Below are 21335 nucleotides of genomic sequence, written 5' to 3' on the forward strand. Positions count from 1 at the left end.
CAGACCGGCCTGGTGCGACATCATTTCGCCGACCGTGATCGCCGCCTTGCCGTTCGCCGCGAATTCAGGCCAATAGGTCGAAACAGGCGTTTCATAATCCAGCTTGCCCCGGTCCACTAGCATCGCGATGCAGATCGACAGCACGCCCTTACTCGTGGAATTGATGCCGAAAACGGTGCGATCCGTAATCCTGGCGGAGCGATCGTCCACGCGACATCCACCCCAAAGATCCACCACTGCGGCGCCGTCGCGATACGCGGCGAAAGCCGCTCCGATGTCTTGCCCCGATGCAAGATTATCCTGGAAGACTGCGCGGACCCCCTCATAGCCGGGGGCCACGGTTCCTTGAGCCTCGAAATCCATAGTTTCCAAACTCTTCACTGCTTCCCACATTTTCCACGATGCGCGAACATGGGGCAAAGCCTCGTCGCGCCGTCGAAAGTCATTCGCCTGCCATCTTCAACACGAGTTTGCCCCGGTTATGTCCGCCCTTCAGCCGCTCTATCGCGGACGAAAGGTCGGCGAGTTCCACCACCTCGACGGGGGGGACACAAATACCCTGGCGTTCAAGAATCTCTGCAATTGGCAGTTTCTCAAGCCGATCGGGCCAATGGGCGAAGCAGAGGACGTGCCGAAAGCCGCGCGCTTGCGACGCACGCATCTGCTCGTCCAGATTGCTCTGGTCGAGCGTGGTCGCTATGCTGACCAGTGTTCCGCCTGGCTTCAATGCGTCGAGCGCGTCGGGCAGAGTATTTTGTCGTACGGCATCGAACACGATATCGAGCCCCTCCGGAGCCCATTCACGCGTTTGGGCCACGATGCCTTTCTCTGGATCGGTGTAATCGATGGCGCAGTCGGCCCCCATCTCGATCATATAATCTCGATTGGCTGTCCTGCCGCTTGCCGCCACCGAAAGCCCGCCGAATTTCGCGAGCTGGATGGCGAAGCTCCCGACGCCGCCAGAGCCGCCGTGCACCAATATCTTCTGGCCCGGCTTCGCATTACCCAGATCATCTGCGAACAGCGCGATGTAGGAGGTCAGGAAGCAAATCGGTGTCGCCCCGGCCTCTGCCAGTGACATTCCGCCTGGAACGCGACGCGCCAGATGGGCAGGGACAGCGACATATTCCGCAAATGTCCCCGCCTCCCCGGTTGTGTGAGTCCGCGCGAACATGACGCGATCTCCTTCACGGAAGTTCGTGACACTACGTCCTACGCTCGTAACCACGCCTGCGGCCTCGAAGCCCATGATATTGATGGGGCTGACGGACATGGTCTTTACCATTCCTTGTGAATACTGCCAGTCGGCGGCATTCATTCCAGCATAAGCAATTTTCACAAGCACGTCGTCTTCAGATATCCGTGGCTCGTCTATCTCGGAAATGCGGGGTGAATTGGAGGTATTGACGAAATCTGCAATAACTGCACGCACAGGCATGACTCCACGTTATCTTACGCCATCCAGCCGATGGGAGGCCTTACGCTCCAGGCGCAAGCAACTCGATGATCCGCATGTCGGTGCCGCCGCCCGGCGCCAGCGACTTTATGCAGACCTGGGTGGCGCCCGCGCTCAGATGCTCGTCGATGCGCTTGCGCAGCGCAGCCTCGTCGCCCCAGCCGACGACCGAGTCGACAAAGTGATCGGAGCCGCCATTGGCAAGATCCTCGTCGGTAAATCCGAGCGCCTTCCAGGAATTTTGATAATTGAGCATAGTAAGATAAAATTCGAGCTCGCGGCGAGCGATCGCCCGTGCCTTCGCAGGATCGCTTTCGAGGACCAGCGGCTGTTCCACGCAGAGCAGCCGGTCAGGGCCGAGGATCGCGCGCGCCTGCGCGGTATGCTCGGCGGTCACGAGATAGCTATGCGTGCCCTGCGCCAGCTCGCCACTGAGCGCGATCATCTTCTGGCGTAGACCAGCCAGAACGATCCTGGTCGGCTCAGCCGGCCGCGCGGCATTATAAGGCGCCCGAGCCATGGCCTCCAGATAGGAGCGCATCGCGGGAAGCGGCTTTTCATATCGATGCCCCCGCATGCCCTCCACCGCCTCACGATGGGAAACGCCCAGGCCCAGGATGAAGCGCCCGCCCCATTGCTCGTTCAGCGCGTCTCCCCCCGCCCGCATGGCGATCGGATCGCGCGAATAGATGCTGACAATGCCGGTCGCCACGTTCAGCTTGGTGGTGTTGGCCAGCAGCCAAGCGGAGGCGATCAACGGGTCGCGCCCGAAGCCGTCCGGCATCCAGATCGCGGAATAGCCAAGTTCCTCGACACGGCGGGCGAAGCGAGCGAGACGCTCGGCGGTAGCCGGCCCCAACTCGCCAGACTTCTCGTCCTCGAAAAAGCTGATCGGTCCATCGATATGGGACCAGACGGCGAGATTGCCGAGATTCATTCATATTCTCCTGTATGGCCCGCGATTTCGTCAGGTAAAAGCCGGCAACACCTCGTCGGCAAACAACTGCGCGTAGGACATGAAACGCTCGGCACGAAGTCCCGGCGGCATCATCATCGATACATGGTCGAGCGGCATGCGTTCCTGCAAAGCCTTGTATTTCGCGACCGCTGCTTCGGGGGACAGGATCTGCATCTTGCTGCACGCCTTGAACTCGTCGAGGCTCATGAGATCCATGCCCTCGCCGCCCCATTCGGCATAGGTATTGTTGACGTGGTGGAAATGAGGGGCCAGTTCCTCCATCGCCTGTTCCGGGTCGCGGGCGACCACGGTGAAAAAATCACCGAGCCGCACCTTGCCCTGGCTGACATCCTTGCCTTGCGCACGTAGTTTTTCGACATAGATGTCGGCTCCGTCGGTAGTCCCGACATAGCCTTCGCCATATGTCAGGACCCGCTCGATCGCCTTTGGGGCAAAGCCGCCGATGTAAATTGGAATATGACCGCGCGGTGCCGGCGGCATCATCCGCACGCCGTCCAGCTGATAATGCTGCCCGGCATAATCGACTGTTTCACCCGACCAGAGCCGGGTGACGATCTCCAGCCATTCATCGAACAGGCGACCACGCTTGGTGAAATCGACGCCCATCGCCGCATATTCCTCCGGCCGGTAGCCGATGCCGAGACCGATATCGAGCCGTCCGCCGCAGATGATGTCGAGCACCGCGCAATCGGAGGCAAAGCGGGTCGGATGGTACAGCGGGGCGAGCGCGATCCACGTGCCCAGGCTGATGCGCTTGGTGCGCGCGGCGATCGCCGAAATGGTGGCAAGCGGCGAGGGCAGGTAGCCGTCGCTGGAAAGATGATGCTCGGGCACCCACGCGCCGGCGAAGCCGACCTGCTCGCTCCAGGCGGCGACATCGATTATTTCTTCATACAGCTCGGTCCAGGGCCGATGCCATTGCGGCGGATTGCGGAAGTCGTAGAGGTAACCGAAAGTCACGTTGCCTGGCATCAATCCGCTCCCTTATATGTTGTCCTGGCACCGACAGATGTGCGCACATTCATGCCGTCAAATAAGATCGTTATACCGACCATTGCGGCGGAGCATTGTAGCCGCGCTGCGGCATTTCGCGGCCACGGTTTATGGTCATATTGGTGAAACGCCAGCCTTCGCTGGTCCGCTTGAATTGGACTTTATAGATTGCAAGTGACCAATGACCGTCATTGTCCTCGATCGGCCTCCCGTTCGGCCACTTCGACAGCGCAATCAGATGCCAGTGTCCCCGCGCGACATCGCCATCTACATCGATCAGGGGGTTCATCACGTTGTGCGAAACATAAGGGGTGGCCCGCAACGTATTGAAGAGCGCACGGATCGTCTCGCGACCTTCCGCCTTGCCGATCGTCCCGCAGTCGTCCCAGACGCCATCTTCGACGAACAGATCCGCAGAGGGACCCATGTGGCTCGGTCCCTGGCCTTCCCAGCCGCCGTCATTATAGTGGGTGTAGAGCGACATCAGTCGTACGATGTCCTCGTGATCCTCGATCAGTCGCACTCGCTCTTCGAGAGTCGTCGGCCGTTTGCCCCTGGGACCGAAGGATGTTCCCGCGAACGGGTCTGTGGCACTGGCCATGATTAACTCTCTCCTTATAAGCTGATTGATCGGGCGACGGGTCGAAGGACATTTGCGCCCTGTCGAACCCCCGCGGCCATCATTGCGCCGTCAGCCCCCCATCGACCAAAAGAGCGGTGCCGTTGCAGAAAGACGCATCGTCCGAGGCGAGGAAGGCGATCGCTGCTGCCATTTCCGAAGGGTCGCCTAACCGCCCGGCCGGTATGATCGCCTTGATTTGCGCGGTCTGGGCTTCAGGATCGTCCAGCGAATCCCCGAGCATAGCCGTCTTGGTCCAGCCAGGGTGCACCGAATTGACGCGAATGCCATGTTTCGCGTTTTCGATCGCCACCACCTTGGTCAGCATCAGGACCGCGCCTTTGCTGGCGCAATAGGCGCCGCCATATTCGCCGGCCACGAGCGAGGCGGTCGACGCCACGTTGACGATCGCGCCTACCCGGCCGGATGATTGCCACTCGCGCGTGGCGATCCGACAGCCCAGAAAGGCCGTGGTTCCATTGACATCGAGCTGGCGACGCCAGTCGGACAGTTCCATGTCAACGACGTGGGCCTGCACGGCGATGGCGGCATTGTTCACCAATATGTCCAGCGGGCCCAGTTCATCGCGAGTGGTCTGCAAGACGGTTTCCCAGGACGCTTCGTCAACGGCATCGTGCGTAATCCCGATCGCGCGATACCCTGCCTGCCGCAGTTCGGCCGCGCGTTCCTCGACGGCGGCATGATTGATATCGGTCAGCGCGACCAGTGCCCCCTCTTCAGCCAGGCGCTTCGCCGTAGCAAATCCAATCCCGATCGGAGAAGCCGCTCCCGTCACGATCGCTACCTTGTCCCGCAATCCTCTCATACCCACTCCCGCTGCTGAAATTCTTTTCCGCTAAACCGTCTAATTGGACGGCCTGGTGAACTGCCGCGGACCGTAAAGGACAACCTTGTGCGACTTGAACAGCCACTTTCCTTCAACACGGGCGTAAGTGTCGTCCAGATAGCCATGAACTTTCACGACAGTTCCGTCATGCAACCCGCCCTCGAAGAAGCAGTTGAAGAAGCCCTTTGCCTCATCGTCGCTTTGTTCTGTTATGACATGGCCGGTCGCATAATGGGCCAGGAACGTCATGGCACCATCTATCTGCTCCTTGAAAAAAGCCCTGATCTGCCCCCTGCCTTCGGACCGCGGGCCGTCGACAGCGGTTTCGTCGAAAACACCGTCTTCCGTGAAGCAGTCGGCCGCCTCATCCCACATCCGTCGGTCTTCATAGGCCGAAAACCGGTTCACCAGATCCCGAATTTCCTCGCGATCCATCAGCCGTTGCAATTTTTCATCCATGCCGATTTTCATCCATGCAAAGTTTCATGACGCCGCGGCTTGCGCAACAAATGCTCCGCTGGACGGGCCACGCAGAACCGTCGGGCAACAGACACTTATCCCTCTCCCACGGCAATGATCGCACGACAAAGCTGATCGACCAGCCCGCGCCGGTCTGTCAACGACAGACATGCAGACTTCCTAGTCAACCTACGAGATATTGTCACTGGTTCCTTTGCGGTTCATCCAACGGCTTATCACCCAGGGCCTTATGCAGCTCCCGGTGGAAGTGATGAATGGCGCTCTCGTTGCGGCCGAAGGTGAAATATTCCTGGGCGCCGGAGTACACCGTCTCTTGTATACTATTTACGACCGGGCAATCTTCATCAATAACGACCTGATGGGTGCTATTCGCCCAATCACGAACCTCTTTCTCCATCGGAGTGCCCTCGAATTCGCCACTCACAACGGTTCGCGATATAGTCACCGACTCACCCGGACTGTTGCCGGGAAGGATCTGATTCATGAACATGCGTTCGAGCGGCGCGGCATCACGCTCTTCCTCACCAGCAAACGCATTGGTGCTTGCGCATGTGTAGAATGTAGACGGAAAAATAGTGAAGCCACTTTGGACATAGCGCTTCAGATCATCAATCGATGAAGGATCGCATACCTCCTGAATGCCCAGGACCGGTGACACTATTTCACCATGGATGCCTCTGCTATCAACCTTGATCACGCCGGGAATGACGAAACTTCCAAAGCTCTGTGCATGAAGGCTGGGGAAGTGGTAGGTTTCGATATACCCTTCGTAGGCCAATTTCCAATTCGCGGCGGGCACCTCCTTCAGGTTTACCACCCGGAAGCGTTCAAGGCCGAACTTAGGCAACAGGCTTGAGAGTTCCGGCCCAAGAAACTCATCAAGATCAAGCGGCAGGTCCGGGGTCAGAATGGCCCAGATGAGGCCGTAGCGCTCCTCAACGGCCAGTTCGGTCAATCCGTACTCAGACTTGTCGACGTCCCCGAAAATGGCGTTCTCGGACAGTGCCACGAGCCGTCCGTCAAGCCCGTAGGTCCAGGCGTGATAGATGCAGGTGAAGCGCGGCTTCTTACCCTGCCCTTCCTCGACCACCTTCGCGCCGCGGTGTCGGCAGGCATTGATGAACAGCCGAACCTCGCCGGATTTCTGGCGGACCAGGAGCATCGGCACGCCCAGGCGAGTCAGCGACCAATAGCTGCCGGGTTCGGGCAACTCACTCGACAATGCCAAAACCATGGGCGTGGTTCGCAGCAACCGGACTTCCCGCTCCCAACGTTCGCGGTCGGTATATTCGCTTACGGGAACCTTGAAGACATCGGGCGCGAGCGTGGGACTCTTTTTCGCGACCAGGTCGATGAGCGCGTCATAGCGAGAGCGCATTTCGGAATGTTCGAAGCCTATCATGTCAGCACCACTCCTGTGGACCTTATTTCCAAACACTTCCCGCCTTACTCGGCGCGATTCAAATTTCTGACTTCCCGCAACTTCGCATACCGGCAAACTGCAAGTCAACAAATTTAGAACGATCGTCCTTTCTTTTTTATTTTCGCTCCCTTGGGGCCCATGATCGAAAAGCTGCCTTGGCGTTGTAGCAATCGCCTCGTCCGATTCCGAAGGAACAGCAGGCCTGAGTGGCGACGGCGGAGGTGTGCCGACACGTCAGTCTGGTGAAACGATGTATCTACGGAGCAGTCATTTTTGAAAGTAGCGGCGGTTATATTCGGCGAAGGCAATGTCGACATCCGTCGATGTCAGGCCGTATTGCTCCAAACTGTAGCTATAGCTGCCAAATTCACCATGTGAGTCGTTTTCCTCCCACATACGCAGCGCTTGTTCCCGGCGCGGCGTCAAATCACGGCCCATCAGCTGATAGATGTCGCGCACCACTCCGAACGTGTCTTTCCTGAGACGGTCATATTGGACATCAAGGAGATCGATTTGCGAACTGAGAGCGTCGAGCTGCTGCAGATGCCGGTCCATCTCCGCAGACCAAAGCCGAAGCACATATGCGCCCACGGCTTCCAGGTCGACGACATCCATGCAGGTCCGGAACAACATCTCGATCAGGCGGCACGTCGATGCAATGACTTCGTGAAGGTCGCGATGCATGAAAACATATTTAGCATTGGGAAACACATCGACCAGCAGATCCATATTCCCTATGTGCGGCGGCGTCTTCAATATCCATCGTCGGTCGCCATTCTCGCTCTGGCGCCCGCCTTTCTGCCATTGCAGATATTGCAGCATCTGCTTGAGGAAGACATAAGAACTGTGCAGAGACTGAGATCTTACCCAGTCATAATAGTTCGGAGTTGGCAGAACCCAGCAGTGCCCCACCGTCTTGAATGTAGGCAATTGCACAAAAATGTCTTCCTCGGCATCGTCGACCTTCACCGAATGGGACTGCATTAGGCCGAGATTGTTTTTGATCATGGCGTCGATTATCTCACGATCAATCCCGATGCGGGGATCCTCTTCACCTGCCACCGCATTCGGCATGCGCGAGGGATTCAGCGATTCCCAATGCCTGATGCTCAACGTGTCCGGGTCGGCTGCGAGCAAACGCTGCAGCTTGGTCGAGCCGACACGCGTCATTCCCAAAATGATGAGCGGATCATCGACTTGCTCGTCGAGAATTTCCGGGTGCTTCTTCAGATCATCGGCAAAACGCAGTCCGTTGACCAGCCAGCGATGGATGATCCCGGATATGCTTGCCCGGCCGGCCTCGTTCAACAAAACGTTGTCGTTGATGTCCTGCAGAAATCGCGCCAATCCTTCGCGCGGGTCGAAGTCACCGAAATCGTTCAACCCGGTATCGGCGGAGGCCGCGGCGATCATTCTTTCCATCGACAGTTTTGATGTATGCTGAACCGTCTCCATTGGAGGCTCCTCTAACCTTGATACTTGCCGTGTGCGATCAACGGCGATGCGGAAATTCGGCGAGAATGGATAATCTGCTCCAGAGGGAGATTCATGTTGAATAGTGTCCTCAGCCTTCGATGAACCTGCAAGCTACTCCGCAGCGCGACTCATAGTCCGATCGACGGCCTGCCAGTTCGGCTGATCGTTCCGCCGGCCCCACAGAGGGAAAATCGGCGGGAAGCTCGGAACGGACAGAGTCGAGCTTGACGAGCCTGATGCCTGTTGTGGCGTCCTTGGGATCGGCCACGGGTGCATGCATCCCTTCCCAGCGCATGGCCATGCAACCCTCGAGCAGACCGTCGGTATCCATCCAGTTCGCGACACCCGGATCACGGTGGCTCACGACATAGGTGTAAGTGCCGTCGGCATTCTGATGCGATTGGCGGCCCGTCCGGCTGCCCGACTTGCTGGCGGCATTCCGGGAGATCAGCCAAGGAGACGTTACGCTGAAGCTCATATATTCCGCGGCCTGCGGAAGGACGCTCACGATCAGCGCCTCGTCATCCGCGAGACGGTATCGACCTTGCGTGATCATCGACGGTTTCGTCGAGTGACCGCGCTTGAGCGGAGGCCCGAAATCATTGATCGGGATCGACGAGTATAGATTCTCAAATTGAGCGATCGTTTTCGCTCCGAACATCATGTAGCGTGCGGCAATCGCGACACGGTCATCGAACGTCAGCGCAGGGGTTTGCGGCCCAGCGACCTTGCGGAAGGACATGGCGCGAGGCCGCTGCGTATGCCAGTCGTTCAATGCCTCTCGGACAATGACGAAAACTCCTCCCCGTGAGTTCAGGTGAAGGCTACCGTCCTTGGGGTCTTCGGGTCCGATCGTGATGCGCGATGCGCCCTCACTATCTACGAGTATACGTTCCTCGTCCGCTGCATCCGTCGTCCGTTCCCAGTCCTCCCAGCTGTCCACTTCGGCGCCCGTCAGCGCGACATAGATGGCCACGCTGAATCTGCCCGTCGGCCCTGTAGGCTTGGCGTCAAGAACATAGGTCGATGCGTCGTCGATAAACGCGTAGCGATATATGTTGTCGGGATTATCGAAGCAGAACCGTGATCCTGTTACCGCATGCCCCATCCACTCTTTTCGAGAGGTCTGGATCCAGACCAGGCCGGGGTTCTGGGGATCCCGGTTTGCGGCGGACAGAACAGCATAGCCAGCACATTCGGAAATCACCTGTTGAAAAGTCTGTTGAGCAGCCTCTGATTTCGCCCATGATAAATTAGTTAGAAGTTGACGAGCCTCCTCCATCGCCTTCTGCATTTCGCTTGTCTTGAGAATTGCCTCTGCGGTCGCTTCGATTTCATACTGCTGCGCGGTCGCCAAAAGTTGATCGGATCCCACGCCCGAAGGAGCAATTCGAGCCTCACGGTCAGCACCACGCATATTGTCGGTCTCGTTCATACAATGCTCTCCAGTTGCTTTTGGGCAGACATCGCGATCAACTTCTGGGCCGTCAGAACGTCTCAATGTGTGTTGCTCGGACCTCAGGCTATTCCGGAAATTTCACTGACGGGCTCCGGGCTGCCCTACGACTTCAAGGCCGGCGCGCCCTGCCAGCAGGATCCGGTAGCGAGGAAAAAGACCGCATAAGGTGAATAGTCTTGTCCTCGGCATACCCGTCCCTCGCCAGCCGCGGCTGATCATTTTTTAGACGACGCGTCGGCGTTTGCGGCCATGACCTCGTAGGGCAACTCTTCGGGCTGCACGTTGCGGCGTAGATGATTGCCGTTGTCGACGTTCAGCGTATCGCCGGTTACGGCCGCATCCGGATGGCACAGCCACAGGCAGGCCGCCCCGACCTGCCTCGGCGTGACAGGCCGACCGAGCGGAATCTCCTTCAAGAGCACTTTCCGAGCCACTTCGTGCTCCAACAGTATCTTCGACATCGGTGTATCGATGAGCCCTGCTTCCACCGCATTGATCCGGATGTCCCGCGGCGCATATTCAAGCGCGGCATGCTCAACCAGGATCTGGGCCGCGGCCTTAGCGGAACCATAGCTGCTATAGCCCGGAACCGGCATCGACGCCGCGGTCGACGTGATCACCACCATCGCACCGCCGTCGCGCATGCGCCGCGCCATATGCTTGATGAAGAAGAATGGACCAAAATAGTTGATGTCGAAAGCTTTCCGCACATCCTCCGGATCGATGACGTCGATCATGCCGACAAAGGGCACTCCCGCGGCGATTATGGCGACATCGATGGGGCCGTACGCGGCAAAAGCCGCCTCGGCCATTGCCTCCACCTCTGCCTCGATCGAAGCATCGCACCGCACACCGGTGCCGCCGATAAGACCGGCAAGCTCCTGGACCCCAGCCATTCCCCGCGCGCCGACAGTTACGCGCGCACCCTGCTCTGCGAGCAGCTTGGCGGTTTCCCAGCCGGTGCCGCCACGTGCGGAGGCGCCAAGAACAACGGCCGACTTATCCTGGAACGGTAGCACGGATGTATCCTTTCCTATGTACTTCTATGATTATCGACCAAATTAATACGCAGTTTACATTCACGCGCCAGGTCCACCCGACGCCGCCGCGGATCATTTATATTACCCTTCGGGTCAATGCCCGTTTTCTCGCCCGTGCAGCTTCAAACCGGCAGATTCTGGCGACGTTGACGTAGACCAACTCACGCCAGATGAGCACTCGGTTCGAGTTTTCGAAGAAAACTACAGCAACACCACCACTTCTATACACTCTTTAGTGTATCCGGCACGCTGCCAAAAACGCGGAGAATACCCCCACTTGCTCTAGCAGAGCTGAAACCTACGCTCACTCTCCCAACTTCATTGACTTCTTGGAGCCGCTTCCTCGCTGGCTCCTTCGCACCTCACCATCCACGTTAAGGCACAATCTGTCAATAGAACGAACGTCCTTTTTTCAACGGCGGAGCTTGTCGCCCTGGTGGATACGGGTACAGGTTGCGGCGACGTTATTTTCAGGCAGCGCCATGCGTTTACAGACTGCATGGCGCGTGGCCGCGGTCGCCGATTTCTATTTCCAATGCGCGGCGGTGTAGGGAAGTTGGATATAGTCGAGCCCGACACCTACAACTCTGCCCGCTGTGGATCTGGGCGCGCGGAGGAAAAGTTCGCGCAGATTGATGCCGATGCCGAAAAACAAGTGGCGCCGCGGCCTCTCCCCGCGGGCAATATCCTCGGACGTGAAGCCCGACGCATAATAGCCTGCATGCAATTCTACGAAGCGTAGCGGCGTACCCTCGAATCTTTGAAATCCCGCCAGTTGCAGCGCCAAAAGATATCGCTGCTGGGCATAATGGCGCTTGCCGGTGCGGGTATAGATGTCGGAGTTGGGCATCAGGAGCAGCCGGAAGTCCAGCTTTTCCCTGAGCCCGGGCGTTGTATTCCGCAGCAACGAGAATGTCGCCCCGGCGGCATTCATGACCATATCCTGGAGAGAGATTCCGCTGTCGGTCTCGATGCCGTCATACAACTCGCTGTAGAACATCAGGCCGGTCGCCAGTACGGCCGCGGTCAGGGCATCTCCGCTCGCCGCGTCTGTCTTTGCATGGAGGCGGGCATGCAGGATTTCGGCGAGGATGTAGGAATCGAAGGCGTGGGTCAGCTTGTCCACCCCCAGGTTTTCCGTCGATTTCCCAAACCAGCCCTCATTCTTGAAGTGAAGAGACGTCGTTTCCTTGAAGAATTTGGGCGAGTTGACGGCGGTGAAATAGCCGAGAGCTCCCAGACTTTCCCACTTGATCCGATGAACCTGGCTTCCGAAGGTGGGATAGGGGCTAGCGCTTCTCGGTACATGGTCTGTCCAGCCAGGCCTGCTCGTGCCTTCCTGCACAGACGAGGAAGGCAATTCCGTAACACTCTCCTCAGGCTCGGCCTGAGGATCGCGGAAAGACGTAACGCCTATCGAAGCCATGTTCGGCTTGGGCAGGGAAAATCCCAGGTCAAACGCGAGAGGTAGCATAGCTCCAGACGTTGCCTGGCCATGCTCTGCATAAGCCCCATCGGTAGCGATTTCGGCCTGTGCGGAGCCGCCGAAGGCAGGAAGACCGATCAACAGAGCCGCCGCGTAGCAGAAGCTATTGCCCTTCACCGGCTGCTCCCTCTGCACCGTGGAGAACGCCAGCACCATCGACAAGCTATGGCCCGGCGAATATCTAGAGGCGGCATCTCGACGGCATAATTAGACAATGCACCTTCTGTATTGGGCGTTAAAGCCAACCCTAACAAGGTGGCGGGAGGCTCGTATCCGCAAGGCTTAGGGCCTATCCGTAATTACAGTTCAGAGTATAATGCTTAACTCTTGCGAGTATTTTCAAAACTCATAGGAATACCACCCAAACCCAAATGGAATATGTTGATCATTTTCCGTTCGATGGCAGGGATATTTGGGAATATTATCCTGCCAGACATGGCTAAAGCTGCCAACACATTCCTCGCCGATCCTCGATGCCGATCCCGATATGATCCTCTGCCAGCTGAACTGCTATTCGCCGGCCTCAGATGGTGCGTTGGCTGCGATCGGCTCGACGCTACCAGAAGAGGAAGACATTCAGGTTGAATCGCACACCACGCCGAGGGTTCCCGGCGACGGTGCGGACTGCCCGGGCAAGCTGCATGTCGACGCTGGCATGCTGCCATAGAACCGTGCGCACGCCGACGCCGATCGAACTTATATACCGGTTCTGTTTCGGTATCGCTTTGTACGCCAGGCTGGTTGCCCGCGCCCAATCGGCAAAGCTGTAGAGCTTGGCGCTGTCGATCGCGGGCGCGAGCTTGACCGGCAGATCGTACTGGAGCTCGCCGACCATGCCCAGGCCTCGTTCTCCGGCCAGCAGCGACGGATCATAGCCGCGTCCGATCGAAGGCCCGCCAAAGGAGACCTGCTCGCCCGAGAGCAGACGATCGCCGGTATATTGCCCCTGCACGTTGATCTGCGCGGTGAAGCGGCCGGCCAGGATCTGGGTGCGCTGGAGGCTGTAGTTCAGCTTGGTGAAATCGGGCTTGAAGCCGTCAACCGAGGGCAACGAAGCCGATCGCCCGATCGCGCCGAAGATTTCCAGGCCGTGGGACAGGGTGAGCGTGACGGTCGTCGCCCCGTTCAGCCAACCGACCTGCTGCCAGGACAGGCCGACCTCCGCGACGGTGCCCTTGTCGTCCACGATCCGCTTGCCGAGCGCCTCGGTTCGGCTGCGGTTCAGTGTCATGGCAAGATCGACATAGACCGAATTCTGCCGGCTACGGAGCAGCGGCGCTCGCAGGCGAGAATTGAAGCTCATGATGCGGCTCTTGATATTCAGCGAAGCCACAGAACCGCCGGGTTTCGCGAATGCCACCAGCCCACCGAGCGCCAGCACCGCACCGCCGGATCCGATCGGTGCTGCATAACGAAGACTGGCCGATCGCAGCTCCGACAGGTTCCCCCCCGCGGCCGAGAGGTCGACATCGAGCAGGCCGGGGCGGCCGAGCGGCTGGCTCAGCGTTGCGCCCAGGCCATAGCTGGTCGGGCCCAATATGTTGGAGGCGGTATTGCTGAAGCTCGCGCGATAGGCATTGGGCACCCGGGTGAGGTTGACCAGCATCTCCGAACTGCCCGGCTCGGCCCCTTGGCGAAGGATGCTGGTCCCCGCGAGGCCCGGCGTATCGTTGATCAGCAGCAGCCGGCTCTCAAGATCCCGGAACTGCGCGGGGTGTTGATCGATCACCGGTTTCAGCAATTGTTCGGCGTGCCGCCGTGACGGCGCGTTGGGTGCCTCGACAAAGGTCGCGCCGATATAGCCTTCGAGCACCTGGACCTCGAGCACGCCATCCTTGACCCGCTGCGGCGAGACGAAGACCCGGGTCAGAAAATAGCCCTCGGCGCGATAGCGGTCTTCGAGTTGCTGGGCGGCCTTGCGCAGATCCTCAAGGACTATCGTCCTGCCCTCGAGTGGCGCGAAGATGCTACGGACCACGCTGTCCGGAAAATGCCTGGCGCCGACCACCCGGATCGAGCGCACCGAGAATTCGATCTCGTCGACCGCCCTCGGCACAGCCGATCGTTCCGGATTCTGGATCCTGAAATCATAGTCCGCCGGTGGCAGTGGCAGCGGCGCGACGCGCTGGCGAGCGACATCGTCGAGCGCGCGCTGGATAGCGTCGGCATTCTGCGCGAACGCGTTCGTTCCTGGCCAAGCCGCCACCGCGATGGCGAGCATGTTTGCGGCGGCGCGCGCGCGCTTTGGGGAGGGACGGAGGTTCATCACTTTATTGATCATTTGTCGTCCATCACGACTCGCGCCGAAACGATGCCCTTGGCGAACCGGTTGAGGTGAAAGTGAATGAGCGGATCATCGGGGAACTGCGTCTCCAGCGCCTTGAATGCGCCCACCGCCGCCGGACCCTCATCATGCTCGCGGAGCAATGCATAGGCTTCGTCATAGCCGTCGATCAGTGCTTCGGGTGCGTCGTCGGCCACCGGGCAATAGAGGCCTGTCGCGGTCAGCTTGCCCTTCAGGACGATATCACCCACCGGCCTGAACTTGAGGGAGGGGCACCGCGACACGGTCTGCTCGGTAGCGCATATCCGGGTACCGAAATATTTGTTCACGCCCTCGGTCCGGGCCGCCGTGTTGACCGTGTCGCCCAGCGCGGTGAAGTCCATGCGCGACTGCGATCCGAAGTTGCCGATGGTGGCTTCGCCGGTATGAATGCCGATACGGGTAATGCCGATCGGAATGCCTTCGGCGTTACGCGCGAGACGGAAGGCCTCGGCATAGGCGTCCAACTCGAGAGCGCATTTGATCGCTCTCTCGGGATGATCGGCTTGCAGGATCGGCGCGTTGAAGATCGACATGATCGCGTCGCCGATGAACTTGTCGATCGTGCCCTCATATTTTTGGATGATTTCGCAGGCGCCATTGAGATAGTCGTTGAGCGTATCGGACAGGGCCTCCGAGGTGAGCTGTTCCGACAAGGTCGTGAATCCGGCCACATCGGTGAAGATGAAGGTCGCTTCGCGGCGCACGCCCGAGATCGACACCGAGCTCGGATCGGCGACGAGCTGGTTGACGACGGCGGGCGAGACATAGCGCGAGAATGTACCCTGGACGAACTCGCGCTGCTTTCGCTCGCCGCGCCCGATGAACACGTCCATCATCCAGATCGAAAAGGCGAACGCCATTGTCGGAGCAACCAATGGCAGCATCGGCAACCCGTAGCCATAGCCGACCACCGCTCCCGCCCAATAAGCGGCGATCAGCAACGCCCCGACCGCGACGTTGAAGAGAATGCCCCGCTTGAGCAGCGAGATAAGGACGCCGAGGATGGCGCCGATCAGGGTGATGCCTGCCGTCGCCGGACCGCTCATGCGCGGCGGCTTGCGTCCTTCGAGGATCTGCGTGACGCCGTGGGCCTGCACGTAGATTCCCGGCATGTTGCCCTGGTCGCCGTCGTCGACGACCGCGAGCGGCGTCCTGTGCCGGTCGGTCATCGAGACGATCGCCCCGATCAGGACGATCTTGTCCTTGAAGAAGCTCTCGGGAAGAAACGGGACCACCGCGGCCGAAAAGGTAGGAAAGGCTGGAGTTTCCGCGTCGGGCCGGCTGCGCCAGGCTATTTCAACCGGGGTCATCGGGGCAGCCCGTCCCGCCAGCGCGAGCGTCTTGCGGACGAAACCCGCCGGATGATGCGGCGTGTCGATCCGCTGGCCCGCCGCATTGAACTCTCCGCCGGGATTGATCTTGCGCACCGACTGATCGAACGGGTCGGTCAGCAGGTTCGCCTCGGCACGCTTGTCGGCAGGAATGAAGGCATCGAGATAGGCCAGCTGCTCGTCGGTCACGATGTTCGGCGCCGAGGAATAGCTGAAGAACAGCGGCGTCTTGGTCGCATCGATGACCTGCTTGAGCTTTGCATCCTTCGCCGGTTCGGTCGGCTGGTCGACGATGACGTCGACCCCGATGAGCTTGGCGCCCTTGGCCGAAAGCTGCGTGATCAGATCCGCCAGGAATCCACGGTCGACCGGGGATCGATAGGAAAAGGCCGTGAGCGTCGCTTCGTCGAGGGCGACGACGACGACATCCTTGGATGGCTCGGCGGGCGGCTGCATCGCCGCAATTCGGATGTCGGCGGCCTTATATTCGAGATTGGTGAGCAGTGAGACATAGCGAACGGCAAAGAAGGCGATCAGCGCCGCCGCCAGAGCGATGCCGGTCACGGAGAGGGATTGGCGCAATGCCTTGCTCACGAGGCCGATCCTTCGGGCTTGGGAGAGGAAGAAGCTGATCTCGCAAGGTCTGCCTCGATCTGGCGCAGATAAGCGTCGGCCTGCTGGATGCAGGCCCGCTCAAGCATCCAGCTGCTCAGCACCAGCGGATCGGTAATGTCGCGCGGGATCATCTGGATGCTAATCGCATTTTCCTGTCCCTCGACCCGGACCAGGAAGGTGCTGACGCCTTCCAGCCTGGACAGCGCCGGCGCCGCCAGCCGGTCGACACCGGCCTTCCACTGGAAGTCGGCGCGCCACGAGCGGTCGATCGGAAAGACGGTGAACGGCTCGGCGCCGCGGTCGTCCGGCCGCCACCAGATCGGCCGATCACCCTCGCGCACGCATCGCGCGCCGGGTCGGCTGATATCGATCAGCCATGGGTCAGGAAGCTTTGCCGCATTCGCGCCGGCACGGATCGCACCGACCGACTTCGCACGGTCGTTTCTGGTCGAGATCAGGGCGGCGAGTGCGGCCTTCGGATCCTGCACCGCCGTTCCAGCCCGCACGGCGATTCCCTTATAAGGTCCCCTGAGCGTCACCGAACGCCCGTCTGGGCCGATGATCGTGACCCGCTCGCCTTCCTTGAGCGTGACCGGAACGATGCTGCTGATCATCATGCCCGGCTTGAGCCCAGCGGCCCTGGCCTCCACCACAACCATATTGATCGCCGATGCCCGCCCCGCCAGCAGGGCGAGCGGGAGCAAAAGAAGCGGGTGAAGTTTCATGCTCCAGTCCTTGTCTGAAGGGGTTTGGTGGCGCCGTCTCCCATGACGACGAAGGCTGCCCAGAAAAAGGGATGCGCCGTCGCCGGATCTCGGATCATGTCGAGCTGGGCTCGCTGCAACGCCGTGTCGGCCGGCATGTCCGGCTCGGCGCCCATCGCGCCGAACATCCCCGACATGAGCCGACGGGTGGCGGCGGACGGTACCTGCCAATGACTCACCACCAGACTGCGCGCGCCGGCATGGAAGAAGGAGGCTGCCAGCCCGGATAGCGATTCCCCGCCGAGGTTGTCGCCGGAGGCGGCGGTGTTGCACGCGGACAGGACGACGAGATCGGCATTGATCGAAAGCTTCGCGATCTCGCTGGAATCGAGCAGGCCATCGCTCTCGTGCGATGCCGCAGCCACAGCGGGAGGCGTGAGCACCAGACCTGGTTCGGATTGGCAGCGCAGCTCGCCGGGGAGCAGGCCGTGGGTAGCGAAATAAAGAATGCGGAAGTCCGACAGATTCTCGCCTCTCAAGGCCGTCTCATTCGCGTCCTGGCCCAGCTTGATAGCGACGTTGGCCGAGTTGAGCGACCGCGCGACGCTGGTGATCTCGCTCCCCGTGTCGGGCAGCGACGCCAGCGAGCGGAGCAGTTGCGGCGGAGTCACGCCTCCCGAAAGGCAGCTTCCGGTAAAAGCGGCCATCGAACTGCGCTGCACCGCGCCGGACTGGACCGGCCCGAGCACCGGATTGCCCATCGCCATCAGCAGGCGCGGTTGATTGCCGACCAGCTTGGTCGATCGCAGGTTGACGAACGCGGCCAATGACGGAACATGGGTCAGCGCCTTCGCCTGGGCTAGCCACGCTGCCCTGCGATAATCATGGCCGTCGGCGAGCCTAGTCACCAGGACGCTGAACGGCAGGCTGGCCAGCGGGCCGGAGGGCACCACGACGAGCCGGTCGACCTCGGCCAGTTCCTTGAGAATGCCGCCGAACAGATCCGAATAAAGTTGATGCGCAGCCTCAAGATCGAACTCGTTGACCGACGCTCCCTGCACTTCGAGGCCGCGGCGCAACCGCACGACCGCCGCCTGCAGCGCTGCGGCCCCCGCCGACACAGGCGCGATGACGACGCCATCCCGGCGCACCAATTGCACGAAGGAGCGCTCCCGGCCGATCAGGAAGGTGACCAGCCCTTCCTTCTCCTGCAGGCGCGAACGGACCGCATCGAGCGTTGGCAATTTGGGCTCCGCCAGTTGTCCGAAGGACGGGAAGCGGCGGGCGATCTCAAGCCGGAGCGACGAGATCGCTTGGCCCTGGCTGGCGATATCCTTGGCGAGTTGTTCCTCCACCTGCGCGCTGCGCTCCTGCGCGTTGAGCGACTGTTCCTGCCCCAGTCGCAGCCGCGCGGTGCCCTGGTCGCGGGTGGCCGTCTCGAGGCGGCCGATCAAGGCGGCTAGTTCGGGCGTGTCCGCCGAGAGGCGGGCCGACGCCAGTACGGCGGAGCGATCGGCAAGCGGGCTTCTAACCATCTGGAAAGCATCGAAACCCTCGGCGAAAAGGCCCGCCTTCGCCGGCGGATCCTCAACCGTGCCTGCATAGTCGACCAGTGCGGCGGCGAAGGGCACGAAGTCGTCGGCAGTAAAAGGGACACTCTCCTTGGGAAGGGCGCGTGCGACCTTGATGGCGTCGCGATAAGCGATGATCGCCGACGTGTTCATCTGCTCGGCCTGATAGGCACGGCCCAGCGCCGTCCGCACCTTGAGGGTGCCGGGCCCCTCGCCGAAGATCGCCTGCCGCTGTGCGAGCGCGCCCTTCAGATAGGCTTCGGCGGCCGACAGGCGCCCCTGGGCGCTGCTGATTTCGCCGAGGGTCAGCAGGATGTCCGATTTCCACCAGCGCGGCTCGTCCTCGACCCGGTCGATGATCAGCAGCGCCTCGCCGGCGCTCGCAAAGGCACCGGTGGCATCATCGTTGCGAAGCATCATCGCGGCTTCGAAGTTCAGCGCATGCGCGAGCTCCGCTTCGGCCGAAGCCTGCTCGCTCTTGTCGAGCAGGCCCGCGACACTGTCGATCCGCCAGCCGTCGGCAGCGATCGAACGCCATGCTGCGGCGGCCGCGCGAGCAAAGCTCCGCGCGGCGACAAAATCGCCGCGATTAGCCGCGATATAGCCCTGATAGGCCGCGGACCTGGCGCGATCCGATGGACGTATCGAGCGGTCCGCTATGGGCGCCGCCCGGCGCAACAACGCCTCGGCCTCGTCGAACCGCCGCTGGTTGCTGACGGATAGGGCCAGATCCAGCAGTATCTCGTTGGTGCCCGGATCATTTTCGCCGAACAGCCGGGACTGCAGCTCGAGCGCCGAACGAAATCCAGCCTCTGCAGCTTCATAATCTAGCTGGCTCGCGGCGACGCGGGCATTGCGCAATAGCGTCCTCACGGTTCCGAGATCGGCCGCGCTCGCCATTGCGACGGGTTGCGACCAGAAGGCCTGGGCCTGGGCGGTAAGCTGCGCCTGGGACAGTCCTTCATCGGGTAGCCGCATCATCGCGCGAAGGACCGGATAGGTGGATGCCGGCGCCGCGACGATGGTCAGCACCCCGCTATCGAGACGCGCGAGGAGCAGGATCGGCCATCCGTCGTTTTTCTGCCGGCACGGAAACAGGACGACCGGGGTCTGCGAGTTGGAGAGCCAGTGCTTGGCTTCACAAGCCAGTTCAGACCTGATGGCCGTCGCCGCGCGACTGCCTTCCAATGCGGCCGAGAGCGTCGCCTGGGCGTCGGTCCCTTGACTGCCGCCCCCAAGCACGAGCGAATGGGCCAACCGCCCGACCGTCTTGCCGGCGCAGACCAGATCGGCATCCGCGGGGGCGGAACCGACGATCTTCACATCGGTCCGGATCTCGGTCCGGCACTGCTCGCCGGCCAGCGTCACGGCCGCGATCGCCCCAGGCGCTTCACCCTGGGCGTGCGCCACCGCGCTCGATAGCAATGCGGACAGGATCAAAGCTAGAAAACGCAACCCCATTCCCCCCAAAAATCAACCATTAACCATCACCGCATCGCGGCGGACGTTCCTCTGCGAAGCTATCGGATCACAAGCCAAACTCTCCCGTCAGCGAGAAGCGGACATCTACTCCCGGAGCACCCTGCACGCGCGGCGGCAGATCGACGCTGACGGCAATCGTCGGGTTGAGCTGGGTCACCATCATAGTCGCCCGCTGTACCTGTGCCGCCGGTGCCGCCGGTCCATCGGGGGCAGCGGCCTGCAAGATAGGATCGCCGGCATCCGCGGCATCGGTCGGTGTTGGCGGCGGTGTATCGGGTACCGGTGACGGCGCCAGAGCGTCGACCGGTGCGGGAGCGACCGCTACAACCGCGACCTCGCCGCCGGCGCTACCGCCCCCCGAGGCCACGGGAGCCGCGCCGCCCGGCGCGGCGGGAGCCGGCGAGGAGCTGGCTGGGGCATCGGCGGCGCCGTCGGATGTGGGACCGGGCGACGCGCCGCCATCCGACGAGGCGGCTGTAGCATCGCCGGAGGACGAGCTGCTGTCGCTCGATGGCGAACTGCTGTCGCTCGATGCGGGTTCCGAGCCGCTTGACGCAGTATCCCCTGAAGAGGATGACGCATCTCCGCCTGCCGGAGCGGGCCCCGAAGCAGGAGCAGGAGCAGGAGCAGGAGTCGCGCTCGGTGCTGACACCGATGGAGCCGGAGGCGTCGGAACGGTGATCGACGAAACGGTCGAAACGACCGATCGCGCAGTATCCCCGGCCACTACCTCAGCTATCGGCGGCGGCGGGCTAGGCTCCACGACTGGCGGCGGTGGCGGTGGCGGCGGGCTAGGCTCCACGACTGGCGGCGGCGGTGGTGGCGGCGGGCTAGGCTCCACGACTGGCGGCGGTGGTGGCGGCGGCGGGCTAGGCTCCACGACTGGCGGCGGCGGTGGCGGCGGCGGGCTAGGCTCCACGACTGGCGGCGGCGGTGGCGGCGGCGGGCTAGGCTCCACGACTGGCGGCGGCGGTGGCGGCGGCGGGCTAGGCTCCACGACTGGCGGCGGCGGTGGCGGCGGCGGGCTAGGCTCCACGACTGGCGGCGG

Annotated in this window: 17 protein-coding genes and 1 pseudogene; 1 reads left to right on the plus strand and 17 read right to left on the minus strand. The window is 61.1% G+C overall.

Going from position 1 to position 21335, the window contains the following annotated elements; all coding sequences use genetic code 11:
- From AAC645_RS19530 to AAC645_RS19610, 17 genes are all read right to left on the minus strand, one after another.
- Window positions 1-393, minus strand: a 393-nt coding sequence (locus AAC645_RS19530) for a serine hydrolase domain-containing protein (RefSeq protein ID WP_340318251.1), incomplete at its 3' end; no start/stop codon positions are given.
- Between the two features lie 49 nt (window positions 394-442).
- Entirely contained in the window at window positions 443-1432 is a 990-nt protein-coding gene (locus AAC645_RS19535) for an NADP-dependent oxidoreductase (protein ID WP_340318252.1), read from the minus strand.
- Window positions 1433-1478: 46 nt separating this feature from the next.
- Entirely contained in the window at window positions 1479-2393 is a 915-nt protein-coding gene (locus tag AAC645_RS19540) for a TIGR03620 family F420-dependent LLM class oxidoreductase (RefSeq protein WP_340318253.1), read from the minus strand.
- Window positions 2394-2423: 30 nt separating this feature from the next.
- Window positions 2424-3407, minus strand: coding sequence for an LLM class flavin-dependent oxidoreductase (locus AAC645_RS19545; RefSeq protein ID WP_340318254.1), 984 nt, complete (start codon window positions 3405-3407; stop codon window positions 2424-2426).
- Between the two features lie 70 nt (window positions 3408-3477).
- Window positions 3478-4029, minus strand: a complete 552-nt coding sequence (locus AAC645_RS19550; protein ID WP_340318255.1) for a nuclear transport factor 2 family protein — start codon at window positions 4027-4029, stop codon at window positions 3478-3480.
- A 79-nt stretch (window positions 4030-4108) separates the two neighbouring features.
- Complete coding sequence (locus AAC645_RS19555) at window positions 4109-4873, minus strand: SDR family NAD(P)-dependent oxidoreductase (protein ID WP_340318256.1); 765 nt, start codon at window positions 4871-4873, stop codon at window positions 4109-4111.
- Between the two features lie 39 nt (window positions 4874-4912).
- Window positions 4913-5365, minus strand: a complete 453-nt coding sequence (locus tag AAC645_RS19560) for a nuclear transport factor 2 family protein (protein WP_340318257.1) — start codon at window positions 5363-5365, stop codon at window positions 4913-4915.
- Between the two features lie 190 nt (window positions 5366-5555).
- Entirely contained in the window at window positions 5556-6776 is a 1221-nt protein-coding gene (locus tag AAC645_RS19565; RefSeq protein WP_340318258.1) for an aromatic ring-hydroxylating oxygenase subunit alpha, read from the minus strand.
- 288 nt (window positions 6777-7064) lie between these two features.
- On the minus strand, window positions 7065-8252 hold the full coding sequence (locus tag AAC645_RS19570; protein WP_340318259.1) for a sulfotransferase family protein: 1188 nt from the start codon (window positions 8250-8252) through the stop codon (window positions 7065-7067).
- Window positions 8253-8361: 109 nt separating this feature from the next.
- Entirely contained in the window at window positions 8362-9708 is a 1347-nt protein-coding gene (locus AAC645_RS19575) for a hypothetical protein (protein WP_340318260.1), read from the minus strand.
- Window positions 9709-9947: 239 nt separating this feature from the next.
- Entirely contained in the window at window positions 9948-10751 is an 804-nt protein-coding gene (locus tag AAC645_RS19580; protein ID WP_340318261.1) for an SDR family NAD(P)-dependent oxidoreductase, read from the minus strand.
- Between the two features lie 547 nt (window positions 10752-11298).
- A complete protein-coding gene (locus AAC645_RS19585) occupies window positions 11299-12414 on the minus strand; it encodes a DUF2279 domain-containing protein (RefSeq protein WP_340318267.1) in 1116 nt (371 codons plus the stop codon).
- 400 nt (window positions 12415-12814) lie between these two features.
- Window positions 12815-14539, minus strand: coding sequence for a ShlB/FhaC/HecB family hemolysin secretion/activation protein (locus AAC645_RS19590; RefSeq protein ID WP_340318262.1), 1725 nt, complete (start codon window positions 14537-14539; stop codon window positions 12815-12817).
- A complete protein-coding gene (locus AAC645_RS19595) occupies window positions 14536-16509 on the minus strand; it encodes an adenylate/guanylate cyclase domain-containing protein (RefSeq protein WP_340318263.1) in 1974 nt (657 codons plus the stop codon). Before AAC645_RS19595 ends, AAC645_RS19590 begins: the two co-directional genes overlap by 4 nt.
- A complete protein-coding gene (locus AAC645_RS19600) occupies window positions 16506-17255 on the minus strand; it encodes a hypothetical protein (RefSeq protein WP_340318264.1) in 750 nt (249 codons plus the stop codon). Before AAC645_RS19600 ends, AAC645_RS19595 begins: the two co-directional genes overlap by 4 nt.
- Window positions 17252-20260: a CHAT domain-containing protein gene (locus tag AAC645_RS19605; protein ID WP_340318265.1), complete on the minus strand. Its 3009-nt coding sequence runs from the start codon at window positions 20258-20260 to the stop codon at window positions 17252-17254. Before AAC645_RS19605 ends, AAC645_RS19600 begins: the two co-directional genes overlap by 4 nt.
- 73 nt (window positions 20261-20333) lie before the next feature.
- Complete coding sequence (locus tag AAC645_RS19610; RefSeq protein WP_340318266.1) at window positions 20334-20654, minus strand: hypothetical protein; 321 nt, start codon at window positions 20652-20654, stop codon at window positions 20334-20336.
- 70 nt (window positions 20655-20724) lie between these two features.
- Between AAC645_RS19610 and AAC645_RS19615 the strand changes: the two are divergent.
- Window positions 20725-21335: pseudogene (locus tag AAC645_RS19615) on the plus strand (hypothetical protein); the annotation flags it as partial.

Source organism: Rhizorhabdus argentea, from assembly GCF_037861105.1.
Lineage (GTDB): Bacteria > Pseudomonadota > Alphaproteobacteria > Sphingomonadales > Sphingomonadaceae > Rhizorhabdus > Rhizorhabdus argentea.